The 13,908-nt window shown below is 60.9% G+C and carries 8 protein-coding genes; 2 read left to right on the top strand and 6 right to left on the bottom strand.

Features of this window, described 5'->3' with window-relative positions:
- The first annotated feature begins 49 nt into the window (after nucleotides 1-49).
- Nucleotides 50-337, top strand: a complete 288-nt coding sequence (locus ABGM91_RS09070; RefSeq protein ID WP_290566714.1) for a putative quinol monooxygenase — start codon at nucleotides 50-52, stop codon at nucleotides 335-337.
- Nucleotides 338-433: 96 nt separating this feature from the next.
- On the opposite strand, the gene ABGM91_RS09065 is transcribed toward ABGM91_RS09070, so the two are convergent.
- From ABGM91_RS09065 to ABGM91_RS09050, 4 genes are all read right to left on the bottom strand, one after another.
- Entirely contained in the window at nucleotides 434-2,329 is a 1,896-nt protein-coding gene (locus tag ABGM91_RS09065; protein ID WP_354831636.1) for an amidohydrolase, read from the bottom strand.
- Nucleotides 2,316-2,918, bottom strand: coding sequence for an antibiotic biosynthesis monooxygenase (locus tag ABGM91_RS09060; RefSeq protein WP_354831634.1), 603 nt, complete (start codon nucleotides 2,916-2,918; stop codon nucleotides 2,316-2,318). The genes ABGM91_RS09065 and ABGM91_RS09060 overlap by 14 nt, the downstream gene beginning before the upstream one ends.
- Nucleotides 2,919-3,007: 89 nt before the next feature.
- Nucleotides 3,008-3,691 carry an isochorismatase family protein gene (locus ABGM91_RS09055; protein ID WP_290565118.1) on the bottom strand — a complete coding sequence of 228 codons (684 nt, stop codon included), beginning with the start codon at nucleotides 3,689-3,691 and terminating at the stop codon, nucleotides 3,008-3,010.
- A 410-nt stretch (nucleotides 3,692-4,101) separates the two neighbouring features.
- Nucleotides 4,102-5,697 carry a beta-N-acetylhexosaminidase gene (locus ABGM91_RS09050; RefSeq protein ID WP_354831631.1) on the bottom strand — a complete coding sequence of 532 codons (1,596 nt, stop codon included), beginning with the start codon at nucleotides 5,695-5,697 and terminating at the stop codon, nucleotides 4,102-4,104.
- A 223-nt stretch (nucleotides 5,698-5,920) separates the two neighbouring features.
- Between ABGM91_RS09050 and ABGM91_RS09045 the strand changes: the two genes are divergently transcribed.
- Nucleotides 5,921-7,300, top strand: coding sequence for a replication-associated recombination protein A (locus tag ABGM91_RS09045; RefSeq protein WP_354831628.1), 1,380 nt, complete (start codon nucleotides 5,921-5,923; stop codon nucleotides 7,298-7,300).
- Here ABGM91_RS09045 and ABGM91_RS09040 read toward each other — a convergent pair.
- Together ABGM91_RS09040 and ABGM91_RS09035 are read right to left on the bottom strand one after the other, a co-directional pair.
- Nucleotides 7,295-9,874, bottom strand: a complete 2,580-nt coding sequence (locus ABGM91_RS09040) for a glycoside hydrolase family 2 TIM barrel-domain containing protein (RefSeq protein ID WP_354831625.1) — start codon at nucleotides 9,872-9,874, stop codon at nucleotides 7,295-7,297. The genes ABGM91_RS09045 and ABGM91_RS09040 overlap by 6 nt on opposite strands.
- A 149-nt stretch (nucleotides 9,875-10,023) precedes the next feature.
- Nucleotides 10,024-13,893 (bottom strand): glycoside hydrolase family 2 TIM barrel-domain containing protein, encoded by a 3,870-nt coding sequence (locus ABGM91_RS09035; RefSeq protein ID WP_354831622.1) that lies wholly within the window; start codon nucleotides 13,891-13,893, stop codon nucleotides 10,024-10,026.
- Nucleotides 13,894-13,908: the final 15 nt, after the last annotated feature.

The raw sequence follows: 13,908 nt of genomic DNA, 5'->3' as shown, positions 1-13,908 counted from the left end.
ACGGGCTCTTCCGCTACCTTACTGTGGAGCAGTTAAACCAGCCACAGTTATGATCAAAATTACCGCCAAAAGCATTGTCAAACCCGGAGCCAGGGAAGAATTCATCGCTACCGCCCGGGAACTGGTGGAAAAAAGCCGTGCGGAAGCCGGCAATATTTCCTACCACCTGTATGAAGATATGGATGATCCCGATATTCTGACCTTTATTGAAGAATGGAAGGACCAGGCAGCCGTGGACGTACATGCGGATTCAGAGCACTTCCAGCGCATCATTCCCCTCCTGAGCGACCTGACGGAGGAAGCCATTGAAATTTCCCTGTACCGGGAAGTGCTGTAACTCCGGGAAAACGCAGTCTCATTCCCGCCGGAGAAACACAGTGCGCCCCGTCCTCCCGGCGGAGGCGGGGCGCGGGAAGCTTCGCGTCATTTACCGTCAGAACGCAAAGCAACCACACCCGGACCCCCAGAAATCGGAATACCTGGGCCGCGGCGCATTCGCCGCGCCTTCCATCAGCATGAATGCGGAATGCAGGCAGCCGTGCTCATGGCAGTGTGAGGAATGCCGGTGCTCCGGCTGGAAAGGAACGCCCGCCCTGGCCGCCTTCTTCGGGTCCAGGGGCGCGCCGTAACCGCCGAACGCCGCAATGGGGGACCACTCCGGCAGTACCGGAATGGGCGCCGGGTCCAAATCCTTGAACGGTCCCGCGGCATAAACAATCCTGCCGTCCATGATGGTCAGTACGGATTCAATCCCCTTGATCTCCTCCTCCGGAACGGTGAAATAATCTTCGCTCAGCACGGCCATGTCCGCCAGTTGTCCGGGAACAATCGCGCCCTTTCTGCCCGTTTCTGAGGAAAACCAGGTGCTTCCCTGCGTATAAAGCCGGAGGGCTTCTTCACGGGAAAGGCAGTCCTCCTCACGGTACATCGGCTCTCCCCCCACGGTCTTCCCGGTGGTCAGCCAGTACAGGGAAACCCAGGGATTATAGCTCGCCACGCGCGTGGCGTCCGTTCCGGCGCCCACGGGAATGCCCATTTCCAGCATCCTGCGCACGGGCGGCGTATGTTCCGCCGCCTCCTTTCCATAACGGTCCATGAAGTATTCCCCCTGGTACGCCATGCGGCACTGCACGGCAATGCCGCCGCCCAGCGCCTTGACGCGTTCCAGGTTCTTCTCGTCAATAGTCTCGCAGTGGTCGAAGAACCAGTGCAGCCCGTCAAAGGGAATCTCCCGGTTCACCTCCTCATACACGTCCAGAAAACGGGAGATGCTTTCATTGTACGTGGCGTGCAGCCGGAAGGGCCATTTGTTGGCGGCCAGCAGGCTGACCACTCCCTTGAGCTCGGACTCCATGTCTCCGGGAAGGTCCGGACGCGGCTCCAGAAAGTCCTCAAAATCAGCGGCGGAAAAGACGAGCATTTCACCCGCTCCGTTGCAGCGGTAATAATCGTCCCCCTCTCCCGGCTTGGTCATCCTGATCCACCTGGCAAAATCCTCCTTCTCTTCCCTGGGCCTTTGGGTAAACAGGTTGTAGGCAATCCGCACGGTCATTTCCCCGCGCTTGTGCAGCTCTTCAATCACCTGGTAGTCCTCCGGGTAATTCTGATAGCCGCCTCCTGCGTCAATGATGCTGGTCAGGCCCAGGCGGTTGAGTTCTTTCATGAAGTGCCGGGTGGAATTGATCTGGTGCTCCAGGGGCAGTTTGGGGCCCTTGGCCAGCGTGGCATAAAGAATGGTGGCGTTTGGCCGCGCAATCAGCAGGCCGGTGGGATTTCCCTCGCTGTCGTGCTGGATTTCCCCGCCCGGAGGATTGGGCGTATCCTTCGTATACCCGCAGGCGCGCAGGGCGGCCTTGTTGAGCATGGCGCGGCAGTACAGGTGAAGCACAAAAACGGGCGTATCCGGCGCTGCTTCATTGATCTCCTCCAGCGTAGGCATCCGGCGTTCCGCAAACTGGAACTCGCTCCAGCCGCCCACCACGCGCACCCACTGTCCCGGCGGCGTTCTGCGGGCCTGCTCCTTGAGCATGCGCATGGCGTCCGCCAGGGAAGGCACGCCGTCCCAGCGCAGTTCCATATTGTAATTCAGGCCGCCGCGGATCACGTGAAGGTGGGAATCATTCAGGCCGGGAATGACGGTCCTTTTCCCGGCGTCAATTACCCGGGTATCCGGCCCCTTGTACTTGGCCACATCCTCGTCGGAACCCACGGCCAGTATTTTTCCATCCTTGACGGCTACGGCGCGGGCCATCGTGCCGCGTTCATCCAGCGTCGCTACATTGCCGTTTGAAATCATCAAATCGGCGTAAACCTTATCATTGTTTTTCATCGTTTTCCTCATGGTTTGGGGTTGTTCCCGGAACGGTTCCGGCCTGCGTCTTGAAAAGCCAGGGAGACAGCATGCCGCTGATCAGCGGCATGAACACCCAGGTGAGCAGAGCCACCACACAGGCATTGAACAGGAAAAAGGAAAGCCACGCGGGAAGCAGGGCGCGGATGGGCCCTCCCACGGTGACGTTCAGGAGAAAGATGACCAGGCACACGCCCAGATAGGTAGCCGCCGCCGTCTTGTAGCGCGGCGGCGTCATCATCGGGGTGCCCGGCTGGTTCAGCCAGGCGTCCAGGCCGTTCATCTCCTGGATATGGACTTCCCCCTCCGTATGGGCTCCAAGCAGCTTCATCCAGCGTTCGTACTCCGGGGAGGAAACCAGGGCCTTTCTGGCGGTGGCGCTCGCAAAACGGTCCACCACCACATACTCCCCGTTTCCGTCGGAGGGCCGCAGGACGCTGATGCCCACATGCCCGGGACAGCTCAGCACAAAATTGACGAAATCCCGCATGGCGTGCTCAAACTGGCCTTCATGCCCCGGCAGAATATGCCGGCGCACCACAACGGTCACCTCTTCTGAAGGATTCATGGCGTTCATGCCTGAGGTATATTCAGGATTTTTCCTCCGGCGCACGCTCCGCGTCAACGGAAGGCACGCCGGAAAAACGCTGCGGGCATTCAGGCGTCATGCTTCACTACCTGAGGGGACAGGGCGGACTGGGGAGCATGGTGAACCATCGTGTAGGCGTACTCCACGCCCACGCCGTAAGCGCCGCCCTGCTGCTTGAGCAGATTCATCAAGGCATCGTAATGTTCCTTGTTCTTCCAGTCGCGCTGGAACTCCAGAAGAGCGCCGATGGTCGTCAGCCGCGTGCCGCCCGCCTGGACAATGCGGGAAAGGGCCGCCTTCTGGGCGTCCTTGGAGGTGGCGCCGCAGCAGTCCTCCACCACGTAAATATTATAGCCGTCGCCGATCATTTCAATGGCGGGCCACGCGACGCACACTTCCGTCCAGAGTCCGGTAAGGAGGATATTCTTGCGGCCCGTGGCCTTGATGGCCTTCCGGAACTCATCTGAATCCCAGGAATTCATGGACGTGCGTTCAATAACATGCTGGCCCGGAAAAACATCCAGAAGCTGGGGCCAGACATAACCGGAAAAAGCCTCCGTTTCCACGGCTGTAACCACGGTGGGCACCTGGAACAGCTTGGCGGCCTTCGCCAGCAAAATGACGTTATTGATCAGGTCGGCACGGTTGATGCTGGCTACGCCAAAGGTCATTTGCGGCTGGTGGTCAATGAAAACTACGGCAGCGTCTTCCGGCGTGTAAAGCTGATGATAATGTGAGGATATCAAGGACATCGTCTTATTCTCCTTATAATCTTATTTAATTGGTAAAAGCGGGACATCGGCAGGTCTTGAAACTGCTGGCCCATGGTTGGTTGGAGGCCGGTTTCCCCGTTTTTGTTGACGCCATGGCAGAGTGAGCCAAACCGTTAAAAGCGGCAGGCCTCCTGAAAAGAGGCTCCGTTCCCCGCCGGACCGGAGTTGAAGCGGTAACGGTCCCTTCGGAAAAAAGACAGTCATCGCCCCGTGCAAGACGCCCTCATCTCCGGAAATCACGCCCTTGCCATTCGCGAGCACCCGGAATGGCGCGGAACAATCGCCCGGGCACAGGAGCCCGGCCCCGCCGGAGAGGAAAACCCAACACGCCCCTGCCGGAAGAAACGCCGCTGCGCCACGGGGCGCGAGCCGCTGCGGCGTGATTTAAACTACTTCCCTTCCCCGTGCTTGATGCCTACGGCGTCCAGAATCTTCTCATAACCCGGCAGACGCCTCTGGAAATCCTGAAAATCCTTGTCCTCCTTCCGGCTCCAGCCCGTCTCCGCATAAGCGGCAATCCGGGGGAACACATGACGGTGCAATTTCTCCGCATCCGCAATCCATTCCGTCCAGACCTGGCAGCCCAGGCCGATGACATTCTTCTGATGTTCCGGCTTCAACCCTGCAAAAACGGGTTCAAAGGAATAGGATTTGGACAGGGGGAGCTTGTCGTAACCCTTGTTCATATAAGTCATGTGGGAAGTGGAATTGACCACCTGGTGGCCGTCTTCAACCGCCTTGGCGGCAATCTTGTCGGAGCCGTACCAGAAATGGATAATGGCCTTCCCGTCCAGCTTGCCGAGCGCGGCCCCCTGGCCGCCGTCATTGTGCACGTCGGACCCCAGAATCTCATTCCATCCGATCATCCTTATTCCCTTCTTCGCCAGCATGCCGGAAATCCGGTTCGTAAACATGATCTGAAGGTCCGGGAAATTCCTGATGCCCTTCTTCTTCATGAACTCCTCAATGTGGGGGACGCCCGCCCAGTACTTCTTATAACGCACCTCGTCGCCGCCAATGTGGATGATGCCGCCGGGAAACAGGGCCGCCAGCTCCGTCATGATGTCTCCTAGAAACTGATAGGTCCGCTCGTTGGTGGGGTCAAAGGCGGTTCCGTCATTGAAGCTGACGGGAACCTCCGTCACGGGCTTGGCGGACAACTTCAATTCCGGGTAGGAGAACGTGGCCGCGGCAGAATGCCCCGGAATATCTATTTCCGGTACAATCGTTATATTCCGGTCGGCCGCATAGCGCACGATGCGCCTGATCTGCTCCTGCGTATAAAAACCTTCATGGGGCTTGCCCTCATACTTGCCGCTCCCCCACGTCTCTATCTCCGTATCCCTCCGCTTGCCGCCGATGGACGTCAGCCTGGGATACTTTTTAATCTGGATGCGCCATCCGGCATCGTCGGACAAATGCCAGTGCAGGATATTCATCTTCAGAAGCCCCATCTGGTCAATCAGCCTCTTCACCTCCTCCTCTCCAAAAAAATGCCTTGCTTCATCCAGCATGAAGGCGCGCCACGCAAACCGCGGGTAATCCAGCATGGAAAAAGGCTTCTCCGCCACCGTCCAGCTTACGGCTCCCTTGTCCGCGCCATCGTCAAAAAACGCGGCAGGCAGCATCTGCGCCAGGCTCTGCCCGGCATAGTACACTCCCCTGGGAGCTGCGGCCTTGATCACGATGCTTCCGGGCGCCGCTTCCAGGCGGTACGCCTCCGGCCCGTACTGTTTCAGGGAAGCGTCCTTTTCAATGCGGATGATTCCTGCGCCCCCCTCCCCCGCCAGGGAAAGTCCGGTTCCGCGTGATAAAAACTGCTGCAAAAGACGGGCCTGCCGCAAAAACCCGGCGTCCTTCTCCCGGCACACGATGCGCGTGCCTCCATCCAGCCTCACGGGCTTTGCCGCGTTCCCGTCCGCAACCTTGACGGATACGGGACGGGGAATAATCCGGTCCTGCGCATTCGCGGACAGGCAGCACATTCCGGAGAACAGGAAAAGGAATAAAGGGAAAACACGGCGGAACATCATGTCCAGTATACACCCTTTCCCCCGGGAGTCTTTCTTTTCCTCCCGCCTTTTCCTCAATCCCGTCAAAAGCGGCCCGCAAGCCTCCCGCTCCATGACACGCCATCCCGCCCCGTCCGCCTGAAATGCCATAATGCGCCCCTTGCCTTCCTTTTTCCCGCGGCGTATGATGGAGAACATGAAAAAAGACGATACGCCGGGCCTCTTTGCCGCCTTCGCGGACCGGCCGCTGGCGGACCGCCTGAGACCGATCGCCCTGGAGGAAATCGTGGGCCAGGACCACTTGCTGGGGGAAGGCGGCCCCATCCGGCTCATGGCGGACTCCGGCAAGCTGACCAGCTTTGTCCTGTGGGGACCGCCCGGCTGCGGAAAAACCACGCTGGCGCGCATCCTGGCCACGCGCACGTCCATGCACTTCGTCGCGCTCTCCGCCGTCTTCTCCGGCATGGCGGATTTGAGAAAAGCCTTTGACGAAGCCGCCAAACGGCGGGAATACGGTCAGGGAACCCTCCTGTTCGTGGATGAAATCCACCGGTTCAACCGCGCGCAGCAGGATGGCTTTCTGCCCTACGTGGAAAACGGAACCGTCACGCTGGTGGGGGCCACCACGGAAAACCCCTCTTTTGAACTGAACAGCGCCCTGCTGTCCCGCTGCAAGGTCTTCGTCATGCATTCCCTGGACGCTCCGGCGCTGGAAAGCATCATTGAGCGGGCGGAATCACTTCTCCAGCGCAAGCTGCCGCTCGCTCCGGAGGCGCGCGCCACCCTCATTGAACTGGCGGACGGGGACGGCCGCTACCTCATCAACCTGATGGAAAGCGTCTTTGACCTCTGCAAGCCTGATGAAACGCTGGACACGGCAGCCCTGCTGAAAATCGTCCAGCAGCGCGCCCCGGTTTACGACAAGGACCGGGAAGGCCATTACAACCTCATCAGCGCCCTGCACAAATCCCTGCGCGGCTCTGATACGGACGCGGCCCTGTACTGGGCCGCACGCATGCTCCAGGGCGGAGAAGACCCGCTCTACCTGCTGCGCCGCCTGACCCGCTTCGCCATGGAGGACATCAGCCTGGCGGACCCCGCCGCGCTGCAAATGGCCATTGCCGCGTGGGACACCTATGAACGCCTGGGCTCCCCGGAGGGAGAACTGGCGATCGCGGAACTGGTCATCTACCTGGGCTGCGCCCCCAAATCCAACAGTGCCTACACCGCCTGGGGCGCGGCGCGGAAGGCGGCTAGGGAACACGGCTCCCTGATGCCTCCGGCGCACATCCTGAACGCGCCCACCAAACTGATGAAGGAGCTGGGCTACGGGAAAAATTACGCGTACGACCACGACGCGCCGGACGCCTTCTCCGGCCAGAATTACTTTCCGGACAAGATGCCCCGCCGCCAGTTCTACAAGCCGCCGGAACGGGGCTTTGAGCGGGAAATCAACAAGCGGCTGGCGTACTGGGACAAGCTGCGCCGCCAGCGGGCGGAAGAGGATTCCGGCGGCTCCGGCACGCGGAGAGGCCGGAAAAAGCCCCCCGCTCCGGAGGAACGGGAGCCCTCATGAGGCATCCGCCGGCCATACGGCCACTTCCGCAATCCCCTGCCCCGGCGACAGCCGGATGCGGACATACCTGGCTCCGGCGTCCTCCGGGCACGCTGCGGTCAGCCCCGTCCCATCCTTGTTCAGAACGGTTTTGACGTCCTTCCAGGTGTTGCCGTCCCTGCTGACCTGCACCACGGGGGGCTGCCCCTTCCAGTTTCCGGCGGCCTTCGCCTCCACCCGGTCCAGGCGGAATTCAAACTCCATGTCCAGCTGCCACCACGGCGCCTTGTCATCCGCGGACGGCTTCCATGCGGAAGCGCCGTCCCCGTCGGACGCCTTCATCGCGTCCTGGACATTGGATGAAGCGGAACAGGGCCTCAATGCCGCCAGATTGGCTTTTTCCCCGGTTCCGGACTGGCCGTACCGCGCCAGCTGGGCATCCCTTTCCTGTGCGGTAAAACGCTTGTAGGGCCTGTCCGCCGTTTCCGCGCTCCTGCCCGCCGCGTACGCCGGAGCCTTCCGGGAAACGATTTGGAGGCTGTCCCCCTTCAATCCGGGGGAAGAGGCCTTAATGACCGTTTTCCCGGCATAATAGGACCGGAACTCAATAGCCGCGCAGCCGTCAATGAGGTCAATGTCCGTTCCGGGCGTGAACGTGATGCTCTTGCCGGTGGGGAACTCCCCGGGGCCGGACTCCACCGTGAGCGTCACCGGAACGGCATTGGCTATCTGCCTGCCGGAGGCGTCCGCTACCTTCACGGTCACGTGCACGTCGTCCGTGCCGTCCGCCGGGCTGATCACCTTCTTGTCCGCGGACAGCTTCACCTGCGCCGGAGTTCCCTTCACGGGCCATTCCGGCGGGGGAATGCGTTTGAACTCATTTCTGTACCAGTACCAGGCGCGCTTGGGGATGCGGAAATAATCCACAATGCCCATGCGGCCGCCGGAGGGCCAGATGCTGCCGTGGTCAAACCCGCACCAGACCGCCTCGCCGATGCGCCAGGGATAGCGGACGCCGGCGTCCTTGTCCTTCTTCATGTCCCCCCAGCCCGGCGCGTACGCTCCCGGCCTCTTGCAGCTCACGGAACCGTATTCCGTCACCATGCTGGGCCTTCCGGGCGTCTTCACGCGTGAGCCGTCCCCGTTGAAAGCGGCCAGGTCCCCCAGTTTGTCAAAATTCCCGCGCTGGCCTCCCCCCGCGCACACGGGGCGCGTCGGGTCCAGCTCCTTCACCAGCGCAATGAGCCTGGCGCACAATTCCCTGGACTCCTGCGCATGCTGGGTGAAAAACGGCTCGTTGCTGATGCTCCAGATGACGATGGAAGGATGGTTCCGGAATTGCAGCACCATTTCCCTCACCTGGCGCATGCAGCTTTCCTCAAAAGCGGCCCGGTCCTTTTCATCGGAGGGATAGGCGTCGCAATTCCAGTAGCGGTTGTCCTTCTTAAACCCGCCCATGCCCCAGAAAATGCCTTCATTCAGCATGCACATGCCCTCCCGGTCGCAGGCGTCCAGAAAAGCCTGGGAATGGGGATAATGGGAGCCGCGGATGAAATTAAACCCGGCGTTCTTCATCAGCAGCACGTCACGGCGCGCCCCGGCATCCGTCACGGCATCCCCCCACCCGGCATGGTCCTGGTGCACATTGGCCCCTTGCAGATAAACGGGCTTCCCGTTAATCAGCATCCCCTTGTCCGCCGTCAGCTCCAGAGAGCGGAAACCCAGGGGACTTTCAGTCCGGTCCAGCGTCTTCCCCTTCTCGTCCACCAGCTCCGTCGTCACGCGGTACATGTTGGGCGCTGCCGGACTCCACAATTTGGGTGCGGCCAGCGGAGGCAGGTCCGTCTGAATGCGGTCCGCCCCTCCCGCGGCCAGTTTCACGGGCTTCTCCCCGCGCAAAACCACACGGCCGCCCTTCTCCTCGCGCACGGTGTGGCGCACGGAAAACTTCTTCATTTCCGCGGAATCATTCTTCACCTCCGTCAGGATGCGCACCTTCCCGCGGGAGGGAGTCACTTCCGGCGTCTGCACCCAGACGCCGCAGGCCGGAATATGCACGGGGGAACACACGTGCAGATGCACGTTCCGGTACAGGCCGCCGGAAAAAGTATGCTCCCCGGCCCGCGGGGCGATGCGGGGATTCCAGCGGTTGTCCACGCGCACCTCCACCCAATTCTCTCCGGGCTTCAGGAAAGGCGTCAAATCCGTACGGAATGCCGTATACCCCCCCTCATGGCCGCCCGCGGCCTTCCCGTTCACCACCACCTCCGCTACCTGGAAGGCAGCCCCGCAATCCAGAAAAACCTTTTGCCCCTTCCATTCCTCCGGCATCACCAGCTTCTTGCGGTAGGCTCCCCGGCCCGTGTAAAAGGAGTCGGACATGAAATAGGGCAGGCTGAACGTATGGGGCAGATGCGCCGTCTGCCAGCCGCTCTTTCCGGGTTCGTCTTCCAGCCGGAACTCCCAGCCGCGGTTCCAGACCATTCTCTTGCAGGGGGGGGAAGCTTCCCCAGCGGTAGAAACGCCTTTTTCCGCACCAGCCGCGGAGAGGCTCAGAACGGCGGCGCCCAGCATGCAGGCAACAATCTTGAACATGTGTATGCTACCACTCCGCTGTACTCTTTCTTTCAATCAAAAAACATTTCCGCGCCTTGAAGCGTCCACAACAACAAGCCGTGCACCCCTTCCGGGCTGCACGGCTGGAAAAAGCCTTCATTCGGGAAAAAGGCGCTCCCGCGGATCCGTTACTGCGTAATAATATTCAGTTCCGCCACGGTGGCGCTCTGCTCGCCGCCCTTCACCGGGGACCGGGCGTCCAGCTTGAAATAGCGTGCCTCCACAGGCTTGCCGAAGTCGATGCGCTGAACCGCGGGGTCTTTCCTGATATAATGGTACGTGAACTGGCCTTTCTTCACTTCCTTCCAGTTCTGGCCGTCATCGGAAACGGAGAACGCGTACTGGCTGATCAGGCCCTTGTCCTTGTCCATTCTGGGCGTGTAGATGAACCCGGTGAACTTCATCCTGGTTCCCATGTCCACGGCAATGGAGTGGGGGAAGCCCGGCAGGCCGTTCGTGTACGACGTGTGCCAGTAGGTATCCGGATTCCCGTCAATGGCGAAGTGGGCAAACCCGGTATCCGGCTCTTCCGAGGAAGCGCTCAGAACCTTCCATTCGCCCTGCCCCTTGACGAGGGGGAATTTCCGCTCGCCGGGAGACGTGGGCAGCGTCTTGCCGGACTTCCCGGCGGCGGCCCAGGCCCTGACTTCCCCTTCGGGAAGCTTGAAGGGCTTCCGGTACGTTTTCTCCGACCCCTTGTTGACGGAATACTTCATCTCCGCTCCGGGCGTGGAGGAAACCAGGCTGACCATGCCGTCCCCGTCCCGTTCAATCACGGGGGAATGGGGCACGCCCAGGCCCGCGCGCGCCAGGTTCAGCAGGGCGGGCGTGGGGGCCAGCACAAAGCCCAGGGGGGTGGCCTCGCTCAGCGTCTGGTACTTCGCCAGGGGGCGCGGCCCGCAGGAGGAACCGCCCAGCCCCATCTGGAAGGCGTCCAGATTCACGATCACCTTGTCCTTTTCCGGCAGCTTGTCCAGGCTTTTGGCGTTGTTGAGCTCCTTAGGCGTATAGCGCAGGACGGACACCTCCAGCGGAGCCCTGGGAGAGGCGGAACCCACCCATAGCGCGGGAGCCGCCTTGGGTTTGGACAGAGCCACCCAGTCCGTCTCCATGCGGTTGCCCATGTCCTGGGGCCGGGAATAGGCAAAAAACATATCGTCCACGGAAGTGCGGAAGACGTCCTTCCAGCAGCTCGTGCGGCGGTCCCGGTAATTGTCCCACGGCCCCAGTCCCAGGTACTCCACCTGGTCATAGGCGGCAGGCATCCCGAAAGTGACGCCCAGCCGCAGAAGCTCTTCCCCCTTGGCGGAAGGATACATTCTGACGGAAGCATTGATGATGCCGTTGCCGAACACCGTCCAGGCAACCTCCCCGGAGAAGGAAAGGTCGGAGCCTTTCGTCCGGAATTGCGCCGTGATGCGGGCCACGCCGGGGGAAATGACGGCGGCCTTCACGTCGGAATACTCCGCCTTCATGTTCTGCATCTTCATCTTCCCTTCCACCTTGCCCCTGATCCAGGCGTCGTTGTCCACCGGGGAACGGTACGCCTGGAGCGCCACCGGACAGCCGGGCAGAATCAGGTCCTGGCTGCCGTACCGGAGGGCGGAAAGCATCCCGTCCTTGAAGGAGGCGGAAAAGCCCTTCCCCTGCACCACCACGGGATCGCCCTGGCGCACGGAGACGGCGGGAAGAACCGCCGGAGCCTTCACGGAGGCCTCCTTCTCCACGGTCGGCGGGAACCACTCGTAAGCTTCGCACTCGTCCGCCACGTGCTCCAGTTGCTTGGCTGAAAGCTCCTTCACGTCTTCCGGCAGCTTGAACCGGGCGTCCGCCAGAACCATCAGGGAACACGTCAGCATGGCGGCGGAAGGCAGTTTCACCGTTACGGACTTGCTGGGAGCTATTTCCGGCAGCGCCATGCGCTCCACGGCATGATTGCCGCCGGGCGCGAGGGACACCAGGTAAAGCGCATACCCCTTCAACGGCTTGTGGAAATACTTGTTCAGCACGGTCAGCGAGCCGCCCTTGCGGTCAAAGGCCATGTACTGGTACACCTTCTTCACCTCCTTCGTCTTGGCCGTGGTGTTCCGGTTACCCAGGATAATGCCGTTGTCACAGAAATTGGCCTGGTTGGGCCTGTCCCCGAACATGCCGCCGTAAGCCTGCGTCACGCCCTTGAAGGGCGCGGGCTTGTAAATGCCGTTTCCGGCAGGGTTGGCGCGGAGGGACTGGTCCACAAAATCCCAGATGGCCCCGCCCACCATGCGCGGGGAGGACTCAAAGGCTTCCATGTACTCCTTGAAATTGCCCAGGGCATTCCCCATGGAATGAGCGTACTCGCACACGAAGAAGGGGCGGGAGGTCTTCTGCTTCCCCCAGTTTTCCACCCGGTCCACGGGCGGATACATGGCGGAATCCATATCCACGGCCTTGTGGCCGTGCGGGAATTCGCAGTAATGGAGGGGGCGCGTATCGTCATAGGCCCTGATGGCTTCCGAGGCCGCCACAAAGTTGGGGCCGTTGCCGGACTCGTTGCCCAGGGACCAGAACACAATGGAGGGATGGTTCTTGGAACGGTGCACCATGCTCATGTTGCGCTCCACATGGGCCTTCTTCCAGGAAGGCTTCCGGGAAATATCCATGCCGCTGTTGCGGATGCCGTGGGCTTCGCAGTTGGCCTCGTCCATCACGTACAGGCCGTAGCGGTCGCACAGCTCATAGAAATAGGGATGGTTGGGATAGTGGGAGCAGCGGACGGTGTTGATGTTATGCGCCTTGATGATCTGCACGTCCTTTTCCATCACCTCGCGCGGAATGGCGCGCCCGTAATCCGGATGCGCTTCATGGCGGTTGACGCCCTTGAACTTGACGGCCTTCCCGTTGACCAGCACCGCCCCGTTGTCAGCGATTTCCACGGAACGGAACCCGATGTTGACGGACCGGGGATCCTTCCCGTTCAGGGAATAAGTCACCTTGTACAGGTTGGGCGTTTCCGCCGTCCACGGCTTCACGCCGGGATACTCCTTCTTCAGGGAAACCTGCGCCTCGCCTCCGGCGGGAATGGCGGGGACCTCAAGCGTGCCGGAATCCAGCTTTCCCTTGTTGTCCGTCTGCACGCGGCCGGAGCCGCTCCCGCCCTCCCAGTTCAACCTGGTGGAAACCCCTTCAATGGAATAATCCAGCTTCATTCCGGCGGGGATGTCCTTATTGCCGGAATTGCGGATGGTGAACGTTCCGTCCAGCGTCCCTGCCGCGTAATCCTTCCTGTCCAGTCCTGCCTTCAGAAACAGGTCGCGCACGTGCACCTGCGGCTGGGCAAACAGGGTCACGTCCCGGAAGATGCCGGAAAGGCGCAGGAAATCCTGGTCCTCCAGATAGGAGCCGTCGCTCCAGCGGTACACCTCCACGGCAATCGTGTTCCTGCCCGGCTTCACGTAGGGAGTAAGGTTGAACTCGGCGCCGGTATAGGAATCCTCGGAATAGCCGACTTTGCGGCCATTCACCCACACGTAAAAGGCAGACTCCACTCCGTCAAACCGGATCATCACCTGCTCCCCCTTCCAGGAGGCGGGAAGGTTGAAATCCCGGCGGTAGGAGCCTACGGAATTGCGCTCCTTGTATACCGGCCAGTTCTTGGGCGGTTCCCCCATCACTTTGGGCGGATTCGGCTTGAAAGGATACGGAACGTTCGTGTAAATGGCCGTTCCATAGCCCGCAAGCTGCCAATTGGAAGGCACCTTGATCGTATCCCATCCGGAAACGGAATAGGAAGGCTTGAAGAAATCGGCGGGCCTGTTGTCCGGCGTCATGGAAAACTTGAACTTCCAGTCGCCGTTCAGGCTCAGCGTTTTGTCTGCCGCCGGGAGAACGGAGGCACGGGGAGCCTCCTTGTTGATTCCCGTCACCTCTTCATTTTCCCAGTCCGGGGCCTCCCCCAGCAGGGGAAGGGCCGGGGCCAGGCACATCATGGAAAACAGGAATGCTCGTGCCGTCTTCATCTCTGGATGGGGCTG

Origin of the sequence: Akkermansia muciniphila (assembly GCF_040616545.1) — a bacterium.
Lineage (GTDB): Bacteria > Verrucomicrobiota > Verrucomicrobiia > Verrucomicrobiales > Akkermansiaceae > Akkermansia > Akkermansia muciniphila_E.
This window is presented reverse-complemented; position numbering and strand designations above follow the sequence as displayed.